The sequence below is a fragment of the Ramlibacter monticola genome, from assembly GCF_016722785.1.
GTDB lineage: Bacteria > Pseudomonadota > Gammaproteobacteria > Burkholderiales > Burkholderiaceae_C > Ramlibacter > Ramlibacter monticola.
The window spans coordinates 173,553-197,129 of sequence record NZ_JAEQNE010000004.1; the positions used below are offsets into that span (position 1 = coordinate 173,553).

A 23,577-nucleotide genomic window follows, 5' to 3' on the forward strand; every position below is an offset into this window, starting at 1 on the left:
ACCGACCGTGGAAAAGGACTCGCCCAAACCAAGCTCGAAAGTCTTTATGACCACCACTGTCAGCGCCAAGCCCGCTGACGTGAAGCACGAGTGGTTTGTGATTGACGCCACCGACAAGGTGCTCGGACGGGTAGCCAGCGAAGCTGCCCTCCGTCTGCGCGGCAAGCACAAGGCCATTTACACGCCTCACGTCGACACCGGCGACTTCATCGTCGTCATCAACGCCTCCAAGCTGCGTGTCACCGGCACCAAGGAGACCGACAAGGTCTACTACCGGCACACCGGCTACCCGGGCGGCATCAAGGCCCAGACCTTCAAGGAAATGCAGGCCAAGCACCCCGGCCGCGCCCTGGAGAAGGCCGTGAAGGGCATGCTGCCCAAGGGCCCCCTGGGCTACGCCATGATCAAGAAGCTGAAGGTCTACGGCGGCGCCGAGCACCCGCACAGCGCGCAGCAACCGAAGCCCCTGGAGATCTGAGCATGATCGGTGAATGGAACAACGGCACCGGCCGCCGCAAGAGCAGCGTCGCGCGTGTCTTCCTGAAGAAGGGCTCCGGCAAGATCACGGTCAATGGCAAGGACATCGCCGAATTCTTCGGCCGCCAGACCTCGATCATGATCGCCAAGCAGCCGCTGGTGCTGACCGGCAATGTCGAAGCCTTCGACATCCAGGTCAACGTCCACGGTGGCGGCGAATCCGGCCAGGCCGGCGCCGTGCGCCACGGCATCACCCGTGCCCTGATCGACTACGACGCGGCCCTGAAGCCCCAGCTGTCGCAAGCCGGCTTCGTCACCCGCGACGCCCGCGAAGTGGAACGGAAGAAGGTCGGCCTGCACTCCGCCCGCCGCCGCAAGCAGTTCAGCAAGCGCTAAGCTTTTTGCTGCAACGGCACGAAGAAGCCCGGTCCGCCGGGCTTTTTCTTTTTCCGCACCTTCGTTGTGGCGCCGAGACAGCGCGCACCGATTGCGTCAGGAAGCCTAGGACAAGCTGTCGTCCGACACAAAGCCGCACATGTGGAGACTTGTCGCTCCTGCCGGCTTTGGGCAGCATCCTCATCCATATGCGTTTCAAGCTGCTCCGTCGCAGGCTCACGATCAGCGCACCCAGCATGAAGGTGCGCAGCGCCATGCCCTGGCCCCTGCGTTGTGCCGGGGCCGCGGTCGTGCTCGGGTTCTGCGCGGCCATCGGCCTGTGGGCCTTCGAACTGGGCAAGGACATCGCCGGCGTCGACGTTGCGTCCAAGGAAGAACTCTCGCGGCTGCGGGAGGAAGTGGTCGGCCTGCGCCGCGATCGCGACCGCCTGCAGTCCGTCCTCAACACGTCCGGCAGCGCGATCACCGTCGAACGATCGGCGCAGGAGCGGCTGGCGGCGCAGGTCCGCTCGCTGGAGGCGCAGAACCGCACCCTGCGGGAGGACCTGGGCTTCTTCGAGAAGCTGATGCCGGCCAGCGGCACCGAGGCGGTCGCGATCCGCGGCCTGCAGGCCGAGGTGCTCTCCGGCAGGCAGCTCAAGTGGCAGGTGCTGGTGATTCAGCCGGTCAAGAATGCTCCCGAATTCCGCGGCAGGCTGGAGCTGAGCGTCTCCGGCACCCTCGACGGCCAGCCCTGGCTGATGCCCCTGCCGGGCGGCCCGCAGGCCCTGCAATTCCGCCAATACCGGCGGCTGGAGGGCATGGTGGACCTGCCGCCCCAGGCCGTCGTGAAGAATGTCTCGGCCCGGGTGCTGGAGGGAGCGACCAGCCGGGCCGTGCAGAATGTGTCTTTGTAGGTCGTACGTTCGTTGAGGAGCATTCCCATGTTCGGTAAAAAAACCCAGCCGCCCATCAAGAGCCTGATCGCCCAGGGCACCCGCATCGAGGGCAACATGAAGTTCAAGGAAGGCCTGCGCATCGACGGCGAGGTCTTCGGCGACATCCAGGCCAGCCCGGAAGAGAACGGCAGCCTGCTGGTGATCTCGGAAGCCGCGGTGGTCCAGGGTTCCATCCAGGCCGACCATGTGATCGTCAACGGCACCGTGCGCGGCCCGGTCCATGCCCGCGAGCTGCTGGAATTGCAGCCCAAGGCCAGGATCGAAGGCGATGTTTCCTACGTGGCGCTTGAGATGCACCAGGGCGCCACCATCTGCGGACAGTTGCGGCCGCTGATGACGGGGGTTTCCGAGGAGGAAAAGCCCTTACTGAAGCTGGCGGCAAAGAGCGCCTGATGGACGGCCGAGCTGCGGCCGGCTTAACATCAGGTCAATACCCTCACCAGAGAGTCCAATGAGCGCAGTCGCCGAACAAGTCACCGAAATGCCCGCCCCGCTGATCTTCACGGACAGTGCTGCGAACAAGGTCGCCGAGCTGATCGCGGAGGAAGGCAACCCGGACCTGAAGCTGCGCGTCTTCGTGCAGGGCGGCGGCTGCTCGGGCTTCCAGTACGGCTTCACCTTCGACGAGATCGCCAACGACGACGACACCGTCATGATGAAGAACGGCGTCTCGCTCCTCATCGACGCCATGAGCTACCAGTACCTGGTGGGCGCCGAGATCGACTACAAGGAAGACCTGCAGGGCGCCCAGTTCGTGATCAAGAACCCGAACGCCGCCACCACCTGCGGTTGCGGCTCCAGCTTCTCGCCGTCCGACCACTAAGCGGGGTAGATGCCCCCCAGCACACGGGCGCCGCGGGCGCCCGTGGTGCTTTCCAGGTGCAGCTTTTCGCCGCGGACGCACTTCCTTGCCAGCCAGGCGAAGGCGGCGGCTTCCACCTGCAGGGGCGGCAGGCCGGCGTCCGCGCTGGAGATCACCCGGGCCTGCGGCAGCAGGGCGGCCAGCCGCCGCATCAGGTGGCCATTGAGCGCGCCGCCGCCGCAGACGATCAGGCGCGTGAGGCCGGGCGCGTGGCGCTGCACGTCCTGCGCGCAGGAGCGGGCGGTGAGCTCCGTCAGCGTGGACTGCACGTCCTGCGGGGCCGCGTCCGGGGCTTTCTGCAGGTGGCCGGCCAGCCAGGGCCGGTTGAACAGGTCGCGGCCGGTGCTCTTGGGCGGTGACTGCGAGAAATACGGCTCGGCCAGCAGCGAAGCCAGCAGGGGTTCCACCACGCGGCCGCCGGCGGCCCAGCGGCCGTCGTGGTCGTAGGGCTGTCCGGTGTGCTGGAGGCACCAGGCATCCATGAGCGCGTTGCCGGGGCCGCAGTCGAAGCCCTGCATGCTGCCGTCGGCGCGCAGCAGGGTGATGTTGGAGATGCCCCCGATGTTCAGGACGCCCGCGGTTTCGCCGGCATGGGCGAACACCGCCTGGTGGAACACCGGCGCCAGGGGCGCGCCCTGGCCGCCCGCGGCCACGTCGCGGCTGCGGAAGTCCGCCACCACCCGGATCCGCGTCAGTTCGGCCAGCAGGGCCGGTTGGGCGAGCTGGATGGTGTAGCCGGTGCCGTCGAACATCGCGGGGCGGTGGCGCACCGTCTGGCCGTGCGCGCCGATCGCATCGATGTCTTCCGGTTCCAGGCCCGCCCGCAGCAGCAGCTTCGCCGCCACCTCCGCGTAGACCCGCATCAGCGCGTTGCCCGCCAGCCACGCCCGATGGAGTTCATCGGGGCCGGAGGCGTTGAGCGCCATGAGCTCCAGGCGCAGGGTCTCGTCGAAACCCGCGCTCGCATGTTGCAGGACCCGGAGGCCGCCCGAAGAGAAGTCGGCGATGACGCCGTCCACCCCGTCCATCGAGGTGCCGGACATCAGGCCGATGAAGAGATCCGCCATGGGCCGCATCCTAGGGCATGACGAACGACAAATGACGGACGACGGGCCCGGAAGCCTTTGTCATCCGTCATGAAACCGCGCGGCGGCGGAAGATCGTCCGCCGCGCCGGGGGGCGTCAGCGCGCCGACGCGACCATGTTGGCCGAGGCGGCCACGGCCAGCTGCGTGCGCATGACCTCGGCCAGGCGCTCGAAGTTCGGGCGGGCCTGGGCCGTCAGCTCGGTGGGCACCACGTAGCGGCGGGCCACCTCCAGCGGATCGCGCTGGACGCCCTTTTCCTTGAACTCGAAGTGCAGGTGCGGGCCGGTCGCCCAGCCGGTCGAACCCACGGCGCCGATGCGCTGGCCGCGTTCCACGGCCTGGCCGCGCCTGACGTCGATGCGGCTCAGGTGCGCATACAGGGTCGTGTTGCCCTTGCCGTGGTCGATCTCGACCACGTTGCCGTAGCCGTTCTGGACGCCGGTGAACTGCACCAGGCCAGATCCGATGGTGCGGACCGGCGCGCCGGTGGGGGCACCGAAGTCGACCCCCGTGTGCGCGCGCCAGGTGTGGTGGATCGGATGGAGGCGCATAGCGAAGCCGCTGGTGATGCGGGTGACCTCCATCGGCGAGACCAGGAAGGCGCGCTCCAGGCTGCGGCCCTGGAGGTCGAAATAGCCGCCCCGCTGGCCGGCCTGCTGGAACCACATGGCGTCCAGGTTGCGGCCGCCGTTGACGAACTGCGCCGACACCACGCGGCCGGTGCGCATCGGCTCGCCGTCCGCTTCGAGCGTCTCGTAGACCACCGCGAAGCGGTCGCCGGGGTGCAGGCGATGGAAATCGACGTCGGCGGAGAAGATGTCCACCAGCTGGCTGGTGACGGCGTCCGGGATGCCGGCCTCGTCCACGGCCTGGAACAGCGTGCTGCGGATGCTGCCGCTGCCCACGCGCAGGGAGGCGACCAGCGGCGCCGTCTCGACGCGGCTGGCAAAGCCGCCGGAAGGCTGGCGTTCCACCACCAGGCGCTTGAAAGTCCCTTCGTCGCCGGGCCAGCGCACCGTCAGGCGCAGCAGGTTGCGGCCATCGGTGGCCTCGGCGCTGACCTGCCGGCCGGGAGCGCCCAGCACCTGCGGGCGCGCCACGGCGTCCTGGCGCAGGAAGGCGGCCGCGGCGGCATCGTTGACGCCCAGGCGGGCCAGCAGGGCTTCCGCGGTGTCGGAGGAGCGGACCGCTTCGGCCGTGAACAGGCTGAAGTGGTGGGCATCGAGCGCCTCGGCCTGCTGCTCCAGCGAAAGGGGCTGCACGGTCTCGAGGATCTCACGCACCGGCAGGGCGGCGGGGTCCGGGCCGAGCGAGGCCACGGCATAGGCGCCCCCGCCCATGGTGAGGAGGAGGGCGGCTACGATCGCCGTGACCTGTCGCGGGTGGTGCTGCAGCACGTGGCCTGCACGTGCGACGAGCCGCTCCCCGGCGGTCAAGACATTCTTGTTCAACGTTTACGTCCCCGTTCTTGTCCGGGTATGTAGGACAAAGTCCTACGCGAGTCCCGGGTGGTTTCCTGCAGCATCGTGCGGTGCGCGCCGATGGCCGGAAGTCGAATAAAGCTGCCGCCACTAGAATCGGCAGGCACAAAACGAGCCGAAGTATAGCCAGCTCTGCGGCGGCTGCCTCTGCAAAACCCCTTATGAATCAAGAAGTTGTTACAGAAATTTTCCCGGTTTCGGAAAAGGTCCGGGCAGCCCTGGCGGTCACTTTGCGGGGGGCGGAGGAACTGATCCCGCAGGACGACTGGGTGCGAAAACTGGCGCGTTCCGAGGCGACCGGGGTCCCCCTGCGCATCAAGCTGGGCCTCGATCCCACCGCTCCGGATATCCATATCGGCCATACCGTCGTTCTCAACAAGCTGCGTCAGTTGCAAGATCTGGGCCACACGGTGATCTTCCTGATCGGCGACTTCACGTCGATGATCGGCGACCCGTCCGGGCGCAACAGCACCCGGCCGCCGCTGACCGCGGAACAGATCCGCGTCAATGCGGAGACCTACCGCGCGCAGGCCTACAAGATCCTGGATCCGGCCAGGACCGAGCTTCGCTACAACAGCGAGTGGAGCGACCCGCTGGGGGCCCGCGGCATGATCCAGCTGGCGGCGAAGTACACGGTGGCGCGGATGATGGAGCGCAACGACTTCCACGAGCGCTTCAAGGCCGGCACGCCGATCTCGATCCACGAGTTCCTGTACCCCCTGATGCAGGGCTACGACTCGGTGGCGCTGAAAAGCGACCTGGAGCTCGGCGGCACCGACCAGAAGTTCAACCTGCTCATGGGCCGGCACCTGCAGGCCGAATACGGCCAGGAGCCCCAGTGCATCCTGACCATGCCGCTGCTGGAAGGCCTGGACGGCGTCGAGAAGATGTCCAAGAGCAAGGGCAACTACATCGGCATCACCGAGGACGCGAACACCATGTTCGCCAAGGTGATGTCGATCTCGGACCCGCTCATGTGGCGCTGGTACACCCTGCTGTCCTTCCGCAGCGAGGCGGAGATCGCCGCGCTGAAGAAGGAAGTGGAGGGCGGGCGCAATCCGCGCAACGCCAAGGTGATGCTGGCCAAGGAGATCACCGCGCGCTTCCACAGCGCCGTGGCGGCCGATGCGGCGGAACAGGACTTCGTCAACCGCAGCAAGGGCGGGGTGCCGGACGAGATCCCCGAGCTGGCGCTCTCCGGCGCGCCGCTCGGGATCGCGCAGCTGCTGAAACAGGCGGCCCTCGCGCCTTCGACTTCCGAGGCGAACCGCCTGATCGACGGCGGCGGGGTGCGCATCGACCAGTCGCCGGTGAGCGACAAGGGCCTGAAGCTGGCGGCCGGCACCTATGTCGTGCAGGTCGGCAAGCGCAAGTTCGCGCGCGTGACCCTGAGCTGACGCCGGACGGTGGCGCGCGCCCTCAGAGCTTGAGGATCCAGCGCACCATCGTCACGATGTCTTCGTCCTTGACCTGCGTGTTGGGCGGCATGGGCATCTGGCCCCAGACGCCGGTGCCGCCCTTCTTGACCTTCTCGATCAGCCGGGCTTCCGCCGCCTTGTCGCCCTTGTACTTGGCGGCCACGTCCTTGTAGGCCGGCCCGACCAGCTTCTTGTCGATGGCATGGCAGGCCACGCAGCCGCTCGTCTTGATGAGGTCTTCGCCCGCGTCCGCCGCCTGGGCGAGGGGCGCCCACGCCAGCGTCGCCAGCGCGCATGCAGCAATCGATGCAATCTTCATTGCCTGCCTCCTTTGTCGGCGCGCAGGATACGCCCCCTTGCCCCGCGGGGCGGTAGCAACCTGTTCGCGGGAAGGGCCGGAGGGTGGCGCGGACCAGGCGGCGGCTGCGGGACATCCGACCCGCAGCCGCCGGTCGGGAAGCCCGCCCTGACGGTCCATCCGGGCCGGCCGCACCGAGTCGTCAGCGGGCTCCGGCCGCCTCCAGCATCTTCACCATCTCCCCATACCCCCGCGCCTTCGCCAGCTGCAGCGGCGTGCGCCCCTCGCGGTCGGTGAGTTGCAGGCTGGCGCCGGCCTGGACCAGCGCGCGCAGCGTGTCCTGGTGGCGCGGGCCGCCGTCGCCCAGCACGATGGACTCGATCACGGCCGTCCAGTGCAGGTTGTTCACGTGGTCCAGCGGGGCGCCGGCGGCAATGAGCTGGCGCACCACCCCCGCATGCCCCAGGTGCGCGGCGGCGATCAGGGCCGTGCCGTCGTAGCGGCTGGTCACCTGCTTCGCGCTGGCGCCCAGCGACAGGAGCAGCTTGAGCGTCTCCTCGTCGTTGGCCACCGAGGCGATGGTGACGGTGTCGTAGCGGTCGTTCTCCAGCAGGTTCAGGTCCCCGCCCGCCTTCGCCAGCGCCTGGACCGCGCCCCGCTGCCGCGCGAAGGTGGCCACGTGCAGCGGCGTGCGGCCGTGCGCATCGCGCGCGTTCAGGTCGGCCCGCGCCGCCGCCAGGGAGGCGACACGTGCGGCGTCGCCCGCATGCGCTGCCGCATGCAGGCCCTGGTAGCGGGCCGCCTCGGCCGGCGTCGGGCCCACCTGGGCCTGCACGCCCGCCGCGGCCGCCAAGGCCACGGCGGCCAGGAGATGCCAGGCCTTCATTGCAGTTGTCCCTTGACCTTGTCGATCGCCGCGATGGCGCACTGCTCGTCGAGGTGGCCGCCGGGCGCCCCGCCCACGCCGACCGCGCCGATGGTGTCGTTGCCGACCTTGATCGGCACGCCGCCCCCGAGCAGCAGGAAGCCGGGCAGGTAGACCAGGTTGGCGCCGGCGGGGTTGGACTGCGCGCCCTGCATCATGGCCTGGGTCGCGTTCTTCGCCGAGGCCGAGGTCCAGGCCTTGCGCTCGCTGGAGCCCAGCGTGTGCGGGCCGGCATTGTCGGCGCGCAGCACCGCGCGCACCGTGCCGGCGCGGTCCACCACGGTGGCCGCGACCGCGTAGCCGTTGGCGGCGCAGGCGTTCACCGCCTCCAGCGCGATCTGGTTCGCCAGGGGCAGGGAGATGTTGCGTTCGGTGCGGACGGCCTGGGCGGAAGCCCCGGCCGAGGCCAGGACGAGCGAAGCGGCGAGGGCGGAAACGACGGTGCGCATGGGATTCTCCTTCGGGTGGGGCGGCCCGGGTCGGACCGTGGGAGAACTGTAGGGAGCGGCTCCTTTCCGCGGCATTCGTGCGGCTACGCGCGCGCCTCCGTAGATCTACGGAGTCCCGCCGTCCTCGGCGATCAGCGCGGCGTATTGCCGCACCAGCTGGGCCAGCGACTCGGCCTGCAGCTTGGCGAACAGGTTGGCCCGGTGCGTCTCCACCGTCCGCGGCGACAGCGCCAGTGCGCGGCCGATCTCCTTGTTGGTGAGGCCCTCCACGATCAGCCCCGCCACCTCGCGTTCGCGCTCGGACAACTGCGCGTAACGCTCGCGCGCCACGCGGTCGGCGGAGAGCCGCTCGCGCGAGCGCACGTGCTGGCGCACGGCGTTCTGCAGCGCCTCCAGCAGCGCCTCGTCGTCCACCGGCTTTTCCAGGAACTCCGCCGCGCCGCCCTTGAAGGCACGGCGGCACATGTCGACCGTGCCGTGGCCGGTGAGCATGATCACGGGCTGGTCCGCGCCCTGCGCTGCGAGGGCCTCCAGCACGGCGAGGCCGCTCATGCCCGGCATGCGCACGTCCAGCACGATGGCCCCGATGTCCTGCCGCGGGAACTCGCGCAGGAAGACCTGCGGGTCGCTCCAGCCCTGCACGCGCAGGCCCACGGTGGAGATCAGCAGCGCCAGGCTGGCGCGCACGGCCTCGTCATCGTCGACCAGGTGGACCAGCGGGGAGAGCGGGGACGGCGTTGCGTTCATGGGGTGGCGAGCGGCAGGCGCAGGGTGAAGGCGGCGCCGCGCGGGCTGCGCGCCTGCACGCCGAGGCGGCCGCCCATGCCGGCGGCGAGGCTCTCGCACAGGCTCAGGCCCAGGCCCAGTCCGTGCTCGCGCGTGGTGAAGAAGGGCTCGAAGATGCGCGGCAGCACTTCGGGCGCGATGCCCGGCCCGCTGTCGCTCACGGTCAGCGCGCCCTCGCCAGACTGCTGCTCGACCCGCACCGACAGGCTGCGCTCCCCCGGCGGCACCTGCTCCAGCGCCTGCAGCGCATTGGTCAGGAGGTTGTGGATGATCTGCTCCAGCGCCACCGGCTCGGCGCGCACCGCGATCTCCTGCGTGCCGGCCTCCAGCCGCGGCGCCACCTGGCGGCGCGCGAACTCCGGTTCCAGCAGGTACAGCGCATTGCGGACCGCCTGCGACAGCACCACCGGCTGCAGCGCCGCGGCCCCGGCCGGACGCTCGACGCCGCGGCGCAGGCGCGCCAGCACGTCGGCCGCGCGACGGGCCTGTTCCTCGGCCTGGCGCATCGCGCCGCGCGCGGTGTCCAGCTCGGGCGGCTCCTCCTGCAGCAGGCGGCGCGCGGCCTGCGCGCTGGCCAGCACCGCGGCCAGCGGCTGGTTCAACTCGTGCGCCATGCCGGCGGCCAGCTCGCCCAGCGTGTTGAGCCGCGCGACCTGGCCCAGGCGCAGCAGTTCCTCGGCCCGGCGGCGTTCGGCGCGCTGGGCGCGCAGCCAGTGCCACGCGGCCACCGCCGCCGCCATGGCGAGGGCCCACACCGCGATCCAGCGCCAGGGCAGGTCCGACCAGCCCACCGCGCGGCGCGCGACCAGGTCGAAGGGCTGGCTGTCGGCCGCGAGGTGCTTGTGGAACGACAGGGTCCAGAGCCCGGCCCGCCCGTCGCCGGGCTGCAGCAGGAACTGCTGGCCGTCGTATTCCAGCGTGAGTCGCACCGGGCTGGTCGGCGGGTGCATGGGCCATTCGTTCCAGGGCACCACCTTCCGCAGGTCGAAGCGGGTGGCGAAGCTGGCCGGCGCGGCCGCCAGCACCACGCGGTACTGGCCGCGCGCGAAGTCCACGTCCGCCAGGGCCGGCCGACCCTCGACGCGCGAGCGGGACTCCGCGGCGGCGAGCACCGGATCGTTCCAGTCCGCGTCGCGCTCGCGCCGCTGCATCGAGAGGATCTGCGGATAGAGCGCGGGCAGGCGCTGCTCCACGGGCTCTGCGCCCCCGGGCGGCTGCAGCAGCGCCACGGTGGCGAGGATGGCATCGTGCTGGACGACGCGCTGGCTCAGCAGCCGGTGCGCGATGCGTGCGTCGGTCTCGAACGCGTCCTGCAGCCGGGCCAGGGCCAGGCGCACGAGCAGCGCGGCGCCCACTGCCGTGAGCAGGAGCCACAGTCCGAGAGCGGCGCGATGGCGGCCGGGCAGTCGCATGCGCGGCATTCTTGCATGGCCGCTTCGGCACAATGCGGTCCATGTCCGTTGCAATTGCCGCGCAACGCCTGCCGCCGCAGGTGCTCCTGCGCTGGTCCATCGCGGTCGCCGTCGTGACCATCGTGCTCAAGACGCTGGCCTGGTGGCTCACCGATTCGGTCGGCCTGCTGTCCGACGCCATGGAGTCCCTGGTCAACCTGGCGAGCGCCGCCTTCGCCCTGCTGATGGTGAAGATCGCGCAGCGGCCCGCCGACCGGGACCATCCCTACGGCCACCACAAGGCCGAATACTTTTCCGCCGGCTTCGAGGGCCTGGCCATCATGGTGGCCGCCGCGGGCATCCTGTGGGCCGCGGTCGCGCGGCTGCTGGAGCCGCAGCCGCTGGAACAGCTCGGGATCGGCCTGGCCCTGTCGGTGCTCAGTTCCGCGCTCAATGGCGCCCTCGCCTGGGCCATGCTGCAGTCCTCGCGACGGCACCGCTCGATGGCGCTGGAGGGCGACGCGCGGCACCTGATCACCGACGTCTGGACCTCCGCCGGCGTGATCGTCGGCGTGGGCCTGGCCGCGGCCACGGGCTGGCTCTGGCTCGACCCGGTGGTGGCCATCGGCGTGGCCCTGAACATCCTGCGCGAAGGGGTGCGGCTGGTCTGGCGCTCCTCGCAGGGGCTCATGGACGAGGCCCTGGAGCCCGAAGTGATCGCGGAGATCGAGCAGACGCTGGCGCAGTTCAAGCACCGCACGATCCGCTTCGACCACGTGTCCTCGCGCCGCTCCGGCAGCCGCCGCTTCGTGGACCTCCACATGCACATGCCCGCGGACTGGACGCTGGGCCGCGCCGCCGCGGTGCGCTCCTCGGTGGAACAGGCGCTGATGAGCGCGGTGCCGGGGCTGCGCTGCACGATCCAGCTGCTGCCGATGGACGTGGAAACGCATTCCGGCGACGAGGAGGACCTGATCTGATGCTGGCCGTGGTGCAGCGCGTGCGCGAAGCGAAGGTGGTGGTGGAGGGCCGGACCGTCGGCGCGATCGGCCAGGGACTGCTGGCGCTGGTCTGCGCCGAACGCGGCGACACGGAGGCGCAGGCCGGCAAGCTGCTGGCGAAGCTGCTGAAGCTGCGCATCTTCAGCGACGAGGCCGGCAAGATGAACCGCAGCGTGCAGGACGTGGCGGGCGGACTGCTGGTGGTGAGCCAGTTCACGCTGGCGGCCGACACGAGCGGCGGCAACCGGCCGAGTTTCACCAACGCCGCGGCGCCGGAGGAGGGGCGGCGGCTGTACGACTACTTCGTGGCGCGGGCGCGCGCGGCGCATCCCGTGGTGCAGACCGGCGAGTTCGCGGCGGACATGCAGGTGCACCTGGTGAACGACGGGCCGGTGACGATTCCGGTGACGGTGCGCTGAGCGGCTTCCTTCAATAGGGATTCGGGTAGCCCAACGCCCCCATCAGCAGCACCTCCAGCGCCTCCATCTCCAGCGCCTCGCGCTCGCCCAGCTCGTGGTCGTAGCCCTGCGCGTGCAGCGCCCCGTGCACCAGCAGGTGCGCGTAGTGCGCCTCCAGGCTCTTGCCCTGTTCCTTCGCCTCGCGTTCCACCACCGGGCCGCACAGCACCAGGTCGGCCGAGACGACCGGCTCGCGCAGGTAGTCGAAGGTGAGCACGTTGGTGGCGTAGTCCTTGCCGCGGTACTGGCGGTTCAGCGCCTGTCCTTCGTCGGCGCCGACGATGCGCACCGCGAGCTCCGCCGGCGCGGCCAGCGCCATGGCGATCCAGCGTCGCGCCCGGGCGGGGGTCACGATGCGGCGGTGCTCGGCGGCCTTCGGGAAGGCGCCGAACTGCAGCGACAGTTCGAGGCTCATGGGGCCGACTTGCGCGAGGCGTCGTAGGCGTCCACGATGCGCGCCACCAGCGGGTGCCGCACCACGTCGGCGCTGGTGAAGCGGGTGTGCGCGATGCCCTTCACGCGCTTGAGCACCCGTTCCGCATCGACCAGCCCCGACAGCATGCCCTTGGGGAGGTCGACCTGGCTGATGTCGCCGTTCACCACCGCCTTGCTGCCGAAGCCGATGCGCGTGAGGAACATCTTCATCTGCTCGGGCGTCGTGTTCTGCGCCTCGTCGAGGATCACAAAGGCGTTGTTCAGGGTGCGCCCGCGCATGAAGGCCAGCGGGGCGATCTCCAGCGCGTTGCGCTCGAACGCCTTGACGACGCGGTCGAAGCCCATGAGGTCGTACAGCGCGTCGTACAGCGGGCGCAGGTACGGGTCCACCTTCTGCGTCAGGTCGCCGGGCAGGAAGCCGAGCTTCTCGCCCGCCTCCACGGCGGGGCGGGTGAGCACGATGCGCTGCACCGCGTTGCGCTCCAGCGCGTCGACCGCGCAGGCCACGGCGAGGTAGGTCTTGCCGGTGCCGGCCGGCCCGATGCCGAAGGTGATGTCGTGGTTGGTGATGTTGTCCAGGTACACGCTCTGGTTGGGCGTGCGGGCCTTGAGGTCCGCGCGGCGCGTGTGCAGGACCAGGGCGCCGTCCTCGTCCTCCTCCATCATCGCGCCGTCGCCGGCCAGCATCAGCTGCACCTTCTCCTTCGCGATGCTGCGGGAGGACATCTCGTACATCGCCTGCAGGACGTCCATGGCGCGCTGCGCCTTGGCCCGGGGCCCTTCGACCCGGAAGTGCTCGGCGCGGTGCCCGATGCGGACCTGCAGCGCCTCCTCGATGGTGCGGAGGTGTTCGTCCATGGCGCCGCAGAGGTGCGAGAGCCGGGAGTTGTTCAAGGGGCTGAAGGCGTGTCGGAGAATCAACGTGATAATCCCGGGAGAGGGATCGCAATGATAGGCAAATTGACGGGGACGCTGAGCGAGAAGAACCCGCCGCAGGTGCTGGTGGACTGCCATGGCGTCGGCTACGAGGTCGACGTTCCCATGAGCACCTTCTACAACCTGCCCGGCGTCGGCGAGAAGGTGTCGCTGCTGACGCACTTCGTCGTGCGCGAGGACGCGCAGATCCTGTTCGGCTTCGGCTCCGCCGGCGAGCGCGAAGCCTTCCGCCAGCTCATCCGGATTTCGGGCGTGGGCCCGCGCACCGCGCTGGCGGTGCTGAGCGGCATGAGCGTGGGCGACATCGGCCAGGCCGTCACGCAGCAGGACGCGAGCCGGCTGGTGAAGATCCCCGGCATCGGCAAGAAGACCGCGGAGCGGCTGCTGCTGGAGCTCAAAGGCAAGATCGGCGCCGACCTGGGCCACGTCGGCACGGGGCCGGTCGACGACCACCAGGGTGACATCCTGCAGGCGCTGGTGGCCCTGGGCTACAGCGACAAGGAGGCGCAGGCCGCCCTGAAGTCGCTGCCGAAGGACGTGAGCGTGAGCGATGGCATCAAGCAGGCGCTGAAGGCACTGGCCCGATGAGCGCCGCACGGCCGCCCGAAGGCGCTCGCCCCCTCCGCTTGCGGAGGGCGGAGGCGCAGGCCGCGCAGCGGACCAGCCTGGGGGAGGACTCGTGACCATCCAGACCGACGACTTCGCGCCGCCGCCGTCCAAGCGGGTCGTTTCCGCCGCGCCGGTGTCGCCGGCCGAAGAGGCGCTGGAGCGGGCCCTTCGGCCGAAAGGCCTGAAGGAATACGTCGGCCAGGCCAAGACGCGCGAGCAGCTGGAGATCTTCATCGGCGCGGCCCGCAAGCGCGGCGAGGCGCTGGACCACGTGCTGCTGTTCGGCCCCCCTGGCCTCGGCAAGACGACGCTGTCGCACATCATCGCCCACGAGCTGGGCGTGAACCTGCGCCAGACCTCCGGCCCAGTGCTGGAGAAGCCCAAGGACCTGGCCGCGCTGCTGACCAACCTGGAGCGCAACGACGTCCTGTTCATCGACGAGATCCACCGCCTCTCGCCGGTGGTGGAGGAAATCCTCTACCCCGCGCTGGAGGACTACCAGATCGACATCATGATCGGCGAAGGCCCCGCGGCCCGCTCGATCAAGCTGGACCTGCAGCCCTTCACGCTGGTGGGCGCGACCACGCGCGCCGGCATGCTGACCAACCCCCTGCGCGACCGCTTCGGCATCGTGGCGCGGCTGGAGTTCTACACGGCGGAGGAGCTGACGCTGATCGTGCACCGCAGCGCGCGGCTGCTCAGCGCGCCGATCGACGCCGAGGGCGCGGCGGAGATCGCATGCCGCTCGCGCGGCACGCCCCGCATCGCCAACCGCCTGCTGCGCCGCGTGCGCGACTACGCCGACGTCAAGGGCACCGGCCACATCTCGCGCGACATCGCGCAGAAGGCGCTGGCGATGCTGGACGTCGACCCGCAAGGCTTCGACGTCATGGACCGCAAGCTGCTGGAGGCCGTGATCCACCGCTTCGACGGCGGCCCCGTGGGCCTGGACAACGTCGCCGCCTCCATCGGCGAGGAGCGCGACACCATCGAGGACGTGATCGAGCCCTACCTGATCCAGCAAGGCTACCTGCAGCGCACGCCGCGCGGCCGCGTCGCCACGATGGCGGCCTACCGCCACCTGGGCGTCACGCCGCCGCGCCCGGAAGGCGGCTTGTTCGAGTCCTGAGCAGCGGGGAAGGGGCGCTCGCCGTCCGCGCGTTGTGGACGATCAGGACCTGCGCCACGTAGTACGTCGAGAGGATCCACAGCGGGGCCAGCGGCACCGGCAGCGCGAACCGGTGGATCGCGAGGATCGCGTCGCTGAGCATGAACACCGCCGCGCCGGCCGCGACGCCCAGGGAGGCGCGATCGCGCAGCAAGGTCGCCCGCCCGATCGCCTGCGCCGCCATCAGCGCGATCACGATCGCATAGGCCGTGACCGCGATCTGCAGCACGGGGCCGAGGCGGGGCAGCAGCACCGCGAGCATCAGCGCCGCGACGGCCAGCGTGCCGGCCAGCGCGCGGCCGCTCGGGAACCAGCGCACTCCCTGGCGGAACAGCGCCAGGTAGCAGAGGTGCGCGGCGAGGAAGCTCGCCAGGCCGGGGATGAAGAAGCCCTCGAACATCAGGAACACGTCGCCCGCCAGGCACAGCGCGAGCGCCGCCACCAGCACCAGGCCGTTGCGGCCGGAGTCCCGCCGCGCGGCGACCCAGGCGATCGCGAGCAGCATCGCCAGCGGCTTGAACGCGCGGTGCCACTCGATCCAGCCTTCGGCGGCCGTGGCCGTCGCCAGCGCGGCCGCTTCGATCAGCAGCACCTCGATCGCGTCCAGCCGGCCCTGCATGGCGGCACCGACCGCCCACAAGGCCGCGGTCAGCACGGCCAGCCACGTCGCCCCACGCACCAGCGGAAGGCCGTCGGCGTACCAGAGGAACAGCGCCACCCCCGCGAGGATCGTCGCGAACTGCACGCCCGCGAACCACGCGAGGGAACGCGTCATGGCCGGGTGGTAGCGCGTCACGCGGTCGAGCGCGAACGGCGGCTTGGGGAAGCGCTCGGCGACGTCGGCCGGCCGCCACCCGGGCGGCTTGAACCACACCCGCAGCTTGTCGCCCCAGGCGCCCGCGTGCCAGCTATCGCGCGCCAGCGCCCAGTACACCTCCAGGTTGGACCACAGCGGATCCCAGCTTTCCAGGGGCGCGCGGGTGCCGTAGACGCAGCGCTCGTCCTCTTCGCGGAAGCTGCCGAACAGGCGGTCCCACACGATCAGGATGCCGCCGTAGTTGCGATCGAGGTAGGCGTCGTTCACCGCGTGGTGCACGCGGTGGTTGGACGGCGAGCAGAACCAGCGGTCGAACCATCCGAGCTTGCCCACGTGCTCGGTGTGCACCCAGAACTGGTACAGCAGGTCGACCAGGGCCACCACTGCGAACACCAGCGGCGGCACGCCGGCCACCGCCATCGGCAGGTAGAAGATCCAGCCGAGCAGCGCCCCGGAGCTGGTCTGGCGCAGCGCGGTCGAGAGGTTGTAGTCCTGGCTCTGGTGGTGCACCACGTGGGCCGCCCAGAACACCGCCATTTCGTGGCCGGCGCGGTGCAGCCAGTAGTAGCAGAAGTCGTAGAAGACGAGCGCGAGCAGCCAGCCGGCCGGCGAGGTCCAGAACGCGTCTTCGCGCACCAGGGCCGCGTGCGCGAAGACCGCCGTGTAGATGCCCACCTGCAACAGGGGCGTGAGGACCGCGGTGAGCTGGCTCAGCATGCCCAGCGAGATGCTGTTGATCGCGTCGTTCAGGCGATAGGTATCGCGCCCACGCCAGCGCCCCCAGGCGTACTCCGCGGCGATCAGCAGGAGGAACACCGGTGTCGCGAGGACGATCACCTGGCTGGGGGACAGTGCCATCCAGCCATTCTGCGACGCTTCAGGTCAGGGCCGCTCTGGCGTCTACCCGGATGATCTTGTCGACGCGGCCGCGCTCCAGCCCGCCCACGACGCCGATCAGGTGGTTGTGCAGGTTCACCGTGGGGTCGCAGTGCCCCGGGATCAGCCAGATCGTTTCGTCCAGGCGCGGCACCCGCTGGTTGGCCCCCGCGGGCTTCAGGATGCCGTGCTCGTCGCCGCCATTGAGGTACTCGAGTTCGCCGGTGGGCTCCAGCGCGAGCACCCGGGGCAGGCCCGAATCGATCGCGTGGCTCTTGTGGCCCGCGTCGCAGACCGCGTGGTGCGGACCCGCGCTCATGACCTGCGACTTGACGAACAGCGCGTGCTCGAACTGCGGCTGCGCCGGGTCGCGCTCGTTGGCCGCGTAGTCGGCGTCCATGAACAGGAAGGAGCCGGCCTGCAGCTCGCCGTACACGCCGCTGGCGGCCTCGCACACCATGCTGCCGGTGCCGGCCCCCGTGACCAGGTCGACGGGGATGCCCTCGCGTTCGATCAGGCCGCGCGCCAGCTGCACGTCCTGGACCACCCGCGCGATCGCCTCGCGCCGCGCCTGCGGCGTGGGCAGGTGCTGCGCCTTGCCGTGGTAGGCCTGCAGGCCGGCGAAGCGCAGCGCGGGGTGCCTGCGAATCTCCAGCGCGAGTTCGAGCGCGGGCCGCCCCGGGGGCACGCCGCAGCGGCCCTGGCCGACGTCGATCTCCACGAACACGTCGATCACCGCCGGCGGGCCGCCGTGGCGCCGGTCGTTCATGGCGTTGGCGAGGCGCCCCACGCCTTCGAGGCTGTCGACCGCGATGGCGAGCCTGCCGTTCTCGACGGCGAGCCGGTGCGCCAGTTCGGCCACGCGTGCGAGCTTGGCCGGTGCGACCACCTCGTTGCTGATGTACACGTGGTGGATGCCGGCCGCCACCATCGCCTCGGCCTCGGCCGTCTTCTGCACGCAGATGCCGACCGCGCCTGCCTGCATCTGCAGCCGCGCGAGCGCCGAGCTCTTGTGCATCTTCGCGTGCGGGCGCCAGCGGATGTCGTGCTTGCGCGCGAATTCCGCCATGCGCCCGAGGTTGCGCTGCATGGCGTCGAGGTCGACGACCAGCGCGGGCGTGTCGATCGCGGCGACCGGCTGGCCGACCAGCCGGATCAGGTTTTCAGAAAGAGGTGCTTTCGTCGAATGCGGCATGTTCCAGGTGCTGGGTGTCCGACCAGCCCACGAGCGTGAAGCCCTGCGGGGTCCACAGCAGCCGGTTGATGGCGCCGTTGGGGAGCTGCCAGGTGCGCGGCGAGTTCACGGCCTGGCCGGTGGCGATGCGGTAGAGCGTGTCGAGCACGCCCCCGTGGGCCACGATGGCGATCTGCTCGCCGGAATGGCGCGAGGCGAGATCGTTGACGGTGTGGCCGACCCGTTCGCGCAGCTGCAGCAGCGACTCGCCGCCTTCGGGCGGCGCCCACTCGGGGATGCGCTTGCGCCAGTTCAGCGCGTGCTCGGGCCAGTTCCGCTGGATCTCCTCGAAGGTCTTGCCCTCGAACATGCCGAAGTGCCGCTCGCGCAGGCCGGCATGGGCGATGACCGGGATGCGCGCGGCCTCGCCGATGGCCTGCGCCGTTTCGTGCGCCCGCCCAAGGTCGCTGGAGTAGATGGCCGTGAGGTCCTCGCCGCAGAGGGCCTGGCCCACGCGGCGGGCCTGCCAGCGCCCGGTGTCGTTCAGCGCGATGTCGAGTTGTCCCTGGATGCGCGCGTCGACGTTCCAGGCCGTCTCGCCATGCCGAACGGCAATGATGCGGGTGGCTTCCATACGGCCGCATTGTATGGACCCCCCATACCCGGTCCGTGGATAACCCTTCGCCGACCCGTCGGACCGGCCCCGATCAGCTGCTGCCCTGCCCCATCTGGATGTCCACGCGGCGCGGGCCCGGCGGCGGGGTGGGGAAGCCCTGCATGGCCGCCTCGAACATCGCCGGCAGCACCGCCTGGTGGTCCAGCCAGGGGCCGTCGTTGCTGGCGTGGGTCTCGTACACCACGCGGTTGGAGGCGAGCTCGCGCACGATCACGCTGACCTCGCGGTGGACCCAGTAGGTCTCGGTGGAGGGCCAGGGACCGCCCAGGCCGACGCCGAAATGGCGGGCGCCGTAGCCCACGCCCCAGCCGCCGCCCCAGCCCCAGCCCCAGGGGTCGGCGTACGGCGACAGGGTGCGCTCGGTCCGGGCCCCGACCTGGACGCTGTAGCGGGGCGCGCCATCGTCGCGGCGCAGCCCCGCCTTGTGCAGGGCCGGGTCGGCGAGCGCCTCCAGGGCCAGCTGGTTGGGGTCCTGCTGCTGGGACAGCGAACGCTCGAACCGGTAAGTGGGCTGCGCAGGCAGGGCGGCGAGCTGGGAGAAGGACTGGACCTGGTTGTCCAGCAGGTAGGTGGAGGCGCAGCCTGACAGCAGCGCCATCGCGCCGGCCAGGACCCAGAAGCGCAGGAAAGGCACGAACCCGGTCATGGAAGCTCCAGAGGGCGCGCCGCCACGCGCCCTACACCTTGATCGCCTGCAGCGCGGGGAGCGCGCCCGCGACCGGGAATTCCTCCGGGTCGAAGGCCTTGTCGCCGTCTTCGCTGGGTACGCCGGTGGCGGCCAGGCTGGCGAAATCGTAGAGGCTTCCGTCCGCCAGGTGGGACGGCACCACGTTCTGCAAGGCGTGCAGCATGTTGTCGAGGCGACCGGGGAAGCGCTTGTCCCACTCGCGCAGCATCTCGCCCACCTGCTTGCGCTGCAGGTTCTCCTGGCTGCCGCACAGGGTGCAGGGAATGATGGGGAATTCGCGCACCTGGGCCCAGCGCACGAGGTCCTTCTCGTTCACGTAGGCCAGCGGGCGGATCACCACGTGGCGGCCGTCATCGCTTTGCAGCTTCGGCGGCATGCCCTTGAGCTTGCCGCCGAAGAACATGTTGAGGAACAGCGTCTGCAGGATGTCGTCGCGGTGGTGGCCCAGCGCGATCTTGGTCGCGCCCAGCTCGCTCGCCACGCGATAGAGGATGCCGCGGCGCAGCCGGCTGCACAGGCTGCACATCGTCTTGCCCTCGGGGATCTTGTCCTTGACGATGGAGTAGGTGTCCTGCTCTTCGATGCGGAAGGGGACGCCGAGGTTTCGCAGGTAGTCGGGCAGCACGTGCGCGGGAAAGCCGGGCTGCTTCTGGTCCAAGTTGACGGCGACGAGCTCGAAGCTGACGGGCGCGCGGCGCTGCAGCTTCATCAGGATGTCCAGCAGGGCATAGCTGTCCTTGCCGCCCGACAGGCAGACCATCACCTTGTCGCCCGGCTCGATCATCCGGTAGTCGCCGATGGCCTGGCCGACCAGGCGGCACAGGCGCTTCTCCAGCTTGTGGTTCTCGCGTTCGATCCTCGCGCCGGGGGCGGCGGAGGCGGGGGTGGGGTCTTGCTCGATCCAGACGGCGCTCATGGTCCCGCCATTTTCGCATTGCGGCATCCTCGGAGCCTGGGCGGCAGGGAAATGGGCCTGCGAGCCCGCCAGCCGTTGTTGTGGGCTCCTCGTGTGGATCGACCACACGGCGTCGCCCACGCCTAGGCTGGCAGGCTCCCAGGCCCCGGCGCAGGCCCATTTCCCTGCCGCCCAGGCTCCCGGGCGCCCGGAAAGGCGGTTTCCACCCGCAAACCGCCCAGCCGCGGCGAGTCCTGCACCCGCAGCTGGGCGCCGTGCACGGCCGCGATCCGCTGGACGATCGACCAGCCGAGGCCGCTGCCGGCAGCCCCCGCGCCCGCGACCCGGAAGAAGCGCTCGCCGAGCCGGGCGAGGTCCTCCGGCGCCAGGCCGGGGCCGCTGTCCTCCACGACCAGCAGCACGCGGCCGCCGGCCTCCTCGACCCGGACCTCCACGCGCGCGCCCGGCGGGCTGTAGCGGATCGCGTTGTCGACGAGGTTGCGGCACAGGGCGGCCAGCAGCGTCTCGTCGCCGGCGACGGCCGTCCGGGGGCCGGCGGTGAGGCCGACCGCCTGCTCCTTCGCGATCGCCGCTACGGCCAGGTCGGCCATGACGGACTGGACGACGGCCGCGAGGTTCACCAGGTCGGACGGCTGCGGCACCTCCGCCTCCAGCCGCGAGAGCATCAGCAACTGCTCCACCACGCGCGCGGCGCGGTCGCAGCCAGCCAGCGTGTGTTCCAGCGCCTGGCGCCGTTGCGGTTCGGCCGCCGCGCCCAGCGCCACCTGCGCCTGCGCGCGGATCGCGGCGATGGGCGTGCGCAGCTCGTGCGCCGCGTCGCCGGTGAAGCGGCGCTCGCGTTCCAGCAACTGCACGATGCGCCCGAACAGGCCGTTGAGCGCTTCGAGCAGCGGACGCATCTCGGCGGGTGCTTGGGCGGACGGGACGGGGCGCAGGTCGTCCGCCGGCCGGCGCGCCAGCGTTTCACCGAGGGCGCGCAGGGGCCGCACGCCGCGGGACACCGCCCACCAGCCCGCCACCGCCAGCAGCGGCAGGGCCACCAGCACTGGCCAGAGGGTGCTGCGCAGCACCGCCCGCAGGATGGCGTTGCGCGAGGCGGTCTGCTCGCCCACGAACACCTGCACGTCGTGCTCCGCGCCGCGGGTGGCGAAGACGCGCCAGTGGCGATTCGCGATGGAGACGGTGTGGATGCCGTAGGCGGCGGTGCCGTCGCCCACCATGGGCTCGTCGGGGGCATTGGCGGAGCGCAGCGCCAGCCGCCCCTCGTGGAAGACCTGGAAGGTCACGCGGGGGCCGTAGCGATGCAGGGTGGGGGCATCGATCTTCTCGTCGCGGCCGCCGAACTCGCGCACCTGCTGCGCCACCAGCAGGGCGGCGGCCTGCGCGAGGTGGCCATCGAGCAGTTCGTCGAGCTCGTGGCGCGCGTCGTTCCAGGTGATGAGCGCCGCGACGAGCCACACCGCCAGCGAAGTCCCCAGCACCAGGCGCAGGAGGCGGGCGCGCAGCGACGGGCCCTTCAGCATGGCGGCGCCTCGCGCAGCAGGATGTAGCCCACGCCGCGCACGGTCCGGATCAGGGTGCTTCCCAGCTTGCGGCGCAGGTGGTGGATGTGCACCTCCACCGCGTTGCTCTCCACCTCGCGGCCCCAGCTGTAAAGGTGCTGTTCCAGCTGTTCGCGGGTGAGCACGCGGCCGGCGCTGAGCATCAGCGCGTGCAGCAGGTCGAACTCGCGCGTCTGCAGCCGCAGCACCCGGCCGCCCTGGCGCACGGTGCGCGCGGCCGGGTCGAGCTCCACGTCCTGCGCCCGCAGCACTTCCCGCGGCTGGCCGTGTGCGCGCCGCACCAGCGCCCGCAGCCGCGCGGCGAGCTCGTGCAGGTCGATCGGCTTGAGCACGTAGTCGTCGGCGCCGGCGTCCAGCCCGCGGATGCGATCGGGGATCGCGTCGCGCGCCGTGAGCACCAGTACCGGGAGCGCGATCCCGTGGGCGCGCACGGAGGCGAGCACGTCGAGGCCGTCGCGGCGCGGCAGGCCCAGGTCCAGCACCGCCGCCGCATGCACCCCGGCGCGCAGCTCGCGCTCCGCGGCGTCGCCGCTGCGCACCCAGTCGACCTGGAACCCGAGCTGGCGCAGCCCCGATTGCAGGCCCTCGCCCAGCAGCGGATCGTCCTCGGCCAGCAGGATGCGCATGCGCTCAGTGCCGGTGCCGCTCGTGCCGCGTGAGGGGGACGGGCTGCTCGGAGACCGGCGCCGACTGCCACTGCAGCCACCAGAACGCGAGCACGCCCGTCAGCAGCAGGGCCGCGAGGACGCGCCACGGCCGGCGGATGCCCTCGCGCGCGGGCACCTGCCTCCTGCCGTGGATCATCGAGGCCACGAGGTTCTCCTTGTGCAGCACGCTGCCCAGGATCACCGCGGCCACGTGCACCACCACCACGGTCAGCATGATGCTGGCGAGGACCTCGTGCGCTTCCTGCAGCCAGTGGCCGCCCAGCTCGTGGTAGCTGGCCCAGCCGGCGCCGGTGGTGAGCGCAGCCAGCGCGAGCAGCGCCACGATGGCGAGCCCGCCGGCCGGGTTGTGGCCCGCATGGTGCTGCGGCTGGCGCTCGGCCAGCGAGACGAGGTAGTCCACGGCCGCCCAGGGGCCGCGCACGAAGTCGGTGAAGCGCGCGTGGCGCGTGCCGACCAGGCCCCACAGGACGCGGAAGGCGACCAGCCCCGCCATCGTGTAGCCCGCGGTGACGTGCACCAGCTGCCAGCGCTCGCTTTCGGACGTGAGCCAGGCGACGGCGAAGCACGCGGCCAGCAGCCAGTGGAACACCCGCACGGGGGCGTCCCAGACCAGGGTGCGCGCGCCAGGCTCAGCGGGGGAGGCGGACACCGTGTTCATCGAAATCTCCTTGTTCGGCCCGCGGATGGCAGGCGGCGCAGTTGGACGGACTCCTGACCGCGGCCAGCTTCCAGCTCGCGGAGGGCACTTCGTGATGCTTGCGCTGGAACCACGCCGCCTGGGTGATGCGGTCCTGCGGCGGCGCCTCGGACACGCGCTTCCAGGTTCCGGCGTTGGCCTCCAGCCAGGCCGAGAGCTGCTTCAGCGTCGCCGGGTCGACCGAGGCGTCGGTGCCGAAGTGCCGCGGCAGGTTCTGCATCAGGTGCAGCCAGGATGCGGCCGGCAGGGCGCCCGGCGGGTAGGCGATGTGGCAGGACGCGCACTCCTGCGCGTAGTGCGGCAGCAGTGGCACGGCGGGGCGGTCGCCGGCGTGGGCCAGCGGTGCCGCGAGCAGGGCGAGGGCGAGGGTCACCGGGGAACGCACGGG

Annotated in this window: 28 protein-coding genes; 10 read left to right on the forward strand and 18 right to left on the reverse strand. The window is 70.7% G+C overall.

The window, feature by feature from the left end:
• Positions 1-46: 46 nt before the first annotated feature.
• The 5 genes from rplM to erpA all read left to right on the forward strand — a co-directional run bounded on the left by rplM (position 47) and on the right by erpA (position 2,634).
• The gene (gene rplM, locus JJ685_RS17440; protein WP_201675595.1) at positions 47-478 is read left to right on the forward strand and encodes a 50S ribosomal protein L13; all 432 of its coding nucleotides are present in this window, start codon (positions 47-49) and stop codon (positions 476-478) included.
• 2 nt (positions 479-480) lie between these two features.
• On the forward strand, positions 481-873 hold the full coding sequence (gene rpsI / locus JJ685_RS17445; RefSeq protein WP_201675596.1) for a 30S ribosomal protein S9: 393 nt from the start codon (positions 481-483) through the stop codon (positions 871-873).
• A 188-nt stretch (positions 874-1,061) separates the two neighbouring features.
• Positions 1,062-1,769 carry a DUF6776 family protein gene (locus JJ685_RS17450; protein WP_201675597.1) on the forward strand — a complete coding sequence of 236 codons (708 nt, stop codon included), beginning with the start codon at positions 1,062-1,064 and terminating at the stop codon, positions 1,767-1,769.
• 27 nt (positions 1,770-1,796) lie between these two features.
• Positions 1,797-2,204: a bactofilin family protein gene (locus JJ685_RS17455; RefSeq protein ID WP_201675598.1), complete on the forward strand. Its 408-nt coding sequence runs from the start codon at positions 1,797-1,799 to the stop codon at positions 2,202-2,204.
• Between the two features lie 58 nt (positions 2,205-2,262).
• A complete protein-coding gene (gene erpA, locus JJ685_RS17460; protein ID WP_201675599.1) occupies positions 2,263-2,634 on the forward strand; it encodes an iron-sulfur cluster insertion protein ErpA in 372 nt (123 codons plus the stop codon).
• Here the strand turns inward: erpA and JJ685_RS17465 are convergent.
• Both JJ685_RS17465 and JJ685_RS17470 read right to left on the reverse strand, forming a co-directional pair.
• A complete protein-coding gene (locus JJ685_RS17465) occupies positions 2,631-3,740 on the reverse strand; it encodes an anhydro-N-acetylmuramic acid kinase (protein WP_201675600.1) in 1,110 nt (369 codons plus the stop codon). The two genes, erpA and JJ685_RS17465, sit on opposite strands and share 4 nt — an antisense overlap.
• Positions 3,741-3,855: 115 nt before the next feature.
• On the reverse strand, positions 3,856-5,196 hold the full coding sequence (locus tag JJ685_RS17470; protein WP_236599089.1) for a M23 family metallopeptidase: 1,341 nt from the start codon (positions 5,194-5,196) through the stop codon (positions 3,856-3,858).
• A 206-nt stretch (positions 5,197-5,402) separates the two neighbouring features.
• Here JJ685_RS17470 and tyrS point away from each other — a divergent pair, with 206 nt between their 5' ends.
• A complete protein-coding gene (tyrS, locus tag JJ685_RS17475) occupies positions 5,403-6,638 on the forward strand; it encodes a tyrosine--tRNA ligase (RefSeq protein ID WP_201675601.1) in 1,236 nt (411 codons plus the stop codon).
• 22 nt (positions 6,639-6,660) lie between these two features.
• Here tyrS and JJ685_RS17480 read toward each other — a convergent pair whose 3' ends face one another.
• The 5 genes from JJ685_RS17480 to JJ685_RS17500 form a co-directional block, all read right to left on the reverse strand.
• The gene (locus JJ685_RS17480) at positions 6,661-6,978 is read right to left on the reverse strand and encodes a c-type cytochrome (RefSeq protein WP_201675602.1); all 318 of its coding nucleotides are present in this window, start codon (positions 6,976-6,978) and stop codon (positions 6,661-6,663) included.
• Between the two features lie 181 nt (positions 6,979-7,159).
• A complete protein-coding gene (locus tag JJ685_RS17485; protein WP_201675603.1) occupies positions 7,160-7,843 on the reverse strand; it encodes an ankyrin repeat domain-containing protein in 684 nt (227 codons plus the stop codon).
• Positions 7,840-8,331: a GlcG/HbpS family heme-binding protein gene (locus tag JJ685_RS17490; protein WP_201675604.1), complete on the reverse strand. Its 492-nt coding sequence runs from the start codon at positions 8,329-8,331 to the stop codon at positions 7,840-7,842. The genes JJ685_RS17485 and JJ685_RS17490 overlap by 4 nt, the downstream gene beginning before the upstream one ends.
• Positions 8,332-8,436: 105 nt before the next feature.
• Positions 8,437-9,078 (reverse strand): response regulator transcription factor, encoded by a 642-nt coding sequence (locus JJ685_RS17495; RefSeq protein WP_201675605.1) that lies wholly within the window; start codon positions 9,076-9,078, stop codon positions 8,437-8,439.
• Entirely contained in the window at positions 9,075-10,529 is a 1,455-nt protein-coding gene (locus JJ685_RS17500) for a sensor histidine kinase (RefSeq protein WP_201675606.1), read from the reverse strand. The genes JJ685_RS17495 and JJ685_RS17500 overlap by 4 nt, the downstream gene beginning before the upstream one ends.
• 41 nt (positions 10,530-10,570) lie before the next feature.
• Between JJ685_RS17500 and JJ685_RS17505 the strand changes: the two genes are divergently transcribed.
• Together JJ685_RS17505 and dtd are read left to right on the forward strand one after the other, a co-directional pair.
• On the forward strand, positions 10,571-11,488 hold the full coding sequence (locus JJ685_RS17505) for a cation diffusion facilitator family transporter (protein ID WP_201675607.1): 918 nt from the start codon (positions 10,571-10,573) through the stop codon (positions 11,486-11,488).
• Entirely contained in the window at positions 11,488-11,928 is a 441-nt protein-coding gene (dtd, locus tag JJ685_RS17510; RefSeq protein WP_201675608.1) for a D-aminoacyl-tRNA deacylase, read from the forward strand. The genes JJ685_RS17505 and dtd overlap by 1 nt, the downstream gene beginning before the upstream one ends.
• Positions 11,929-11,938: 10 nt before the next feature.
• Here dtd and ybeY read toward each other — a convergent pair whose 3' ends face one another.
• Complete coding sequence (gene ybeY, locus JJ685_RS17515; RefSeq protein WP_201675609.1) at positions 11,939-12,382, reverse strand: rRNA maturation RNase YbeY; 444 nt, start codon at positions 12,380-12,382, stop codon at positions 11,939-11,941.
• Positions 12,379-13,323, reverse strand: a complete 945-nt coding sequence (locus JJ685_RS17520; RefSeq protein ID WP_201675610.1) for a PhoH family protein — start codon at positions 13,321-13,323, stop codon at positions 12,379-12,381. Before JJ685_RS17520 ends, ybeY begins: the two co-directional genes overlap by 4 nt.
• Before the next feature lie 27 nt (positions 13,324-13,350).
• Here JJ685_RS17520 and ruvA point away from each other — a divergent pair, with 27 nt between their 5' ends.
• Together ruvA and ruvB are read left to right on the forward strand one after the other, a co-directional pair.
• Positions 13,351-13,926 carry a Holliday junction branch migration protein RuvA gene (ruvA, locus tag JJ685_RS17525; RefSeq protein WP_201675611.1) on the forward strand — a complete coding sequence of 192 codons (576 nt, stop codon included), beginning with the start codon at positions 13,351-13,353 and terminating at the stop codon, positions 13,924-13,926.
• A gap of 91 nt (positions 13,927-14,017) precedes the next feature.
• Positions 14,018-15,076: a Holliday junction branch migration DNA helicase RuvB gene (gene ruvB, locus JJ685_RS17530; RefSeq protein ID WP_201675612.1), complete on the forward strand. Its 1,059-nt coding sequence runs from the start codon at positions 14,018-14,020 to the stop codon at positions 15,074-15,076.
• Here ruvB and JJ685_RS17535 read toward each other — a convergent pair.
• From JJ685_RS17535 to JJ685_RS17575, 9 genes are all read right to left on the reverse strand, one after another.
• Positions 15,036-16,790: a lysoplasmalogenase family protein gene (locus tag JJ685_RS17535; protein WP_201675613.1), complete on the reverse strand. Its 1,755-nt coding sequence runs from the start codon at positions 16,788-16,790 to the stop codon at positions 15,036-15,038. The two genes, ruvB and JJ685_RS17535, sit on opposite strands and share 41 nt — an antisense overlap.
• Positions 16,791-16,809: 19 nt before the next feature.
• Positions 16,810-18,003: a DSD1 family PLP-dependent enzyme gene (locus JJ685_RS17540; RefSeq protein WP_201675614.1), complete on the reverse strand. Its 1,194-nt coding sequence runs from the start codon at positions 18,001-18,003 to the stop codon at positions 16,810-16,812.
• Positions 17,972-18,616 carry a histidine phosphatase family protein gene (locus JJ685_RS17545; RefSeq protein WP_201675615.1) on the reverse strand — a complete coding sequence of 215 codons (645 nt, stop codon included), beginning with the start codon at positions 18,614-18,616 and terminating at the stop codon, positions 17,972-17,974. Before JJ685_RS17545 ends, JJ685_RS17540 begins: the two co-directional genes overlap by 32 nt.
• 73 nt (positions 18,617-18,689) lie before the next feature.
• A complete protein-coding gene (locus JJ685_RS17550) occupies positions 18,690-19,304 on the reverse strand; it encodes a DUF4136 domain-containing protein (protein WP_236599090.1) in 615 nt (204 codons plus the stop codon).
• A 31-nt stretch (positions 19,305-19,335) separates the two neighbouring features.
• Positions 19,336-20,262, reverse strand: a complete 927-nt coding sequence (gene ttcA / locus JJ685_RS17555) for a tRNA 2-thiocytidine(32) synthetase TtcA (RefSeq protein WP_201675616.1) — start codon at positions 20,260-20,262, stop codon at positions 19,336-19,338.
• A gap of 122 nt (positions 20,263-20,384) precedes the next feature.
• Positions 20,385-21,785: an ATP-binding protein gene (locus JJ685_RS17560; RefSeq protein ID WP_201675617.1), complete on the reverse strand. Its 1,401-nt coding sequence runs from the start codon at positions 21,783-21,785 to the stop codon at positions 20,385-20,387.
• Complete coding sequence (locus JJ685_RS17565; RefSeq protein ID WP_201675618.1) at positions 21,779-22,450, reverse strand: response regulator; 672 nt, start codon at positions 22,448-22,450, stop codon at positions 21,779-21,781. The genes JJ685_RS17560 and JJ685_RS17565 overlap by 7 nt, the downstream gene beginning before the upstream one ends.
• 4 nt (positions 22,451-22,454) lie before the next feature.
• Complete coding sequence (locus tag JJ685_RS17570; protein WP_201675619.1) at positions 22,455-23,150, reverse strand: cytochrome b/b6 domain-containing protein; 696 nt, start codon at positions 23,148-23,150, stop codon at positions 22,455-22,457.
• Positions 23,122-23,574, reverse strand: coding sequence for a diheme cytochrome c (locus tag JJ685_RS17575; RefSeq protein WP_330901802.1), 453 nt, complete (start codon positions 23,572-23,574; stop codon positions 23,122-23,124). The genes JJ685_RS17570 and JJ685_RS17575 overlap by 29 nt, the downstream gene beginning before the upstream one ends.
• Positions 23,575-23,577 lie beyond the last annotated feature (3 nt).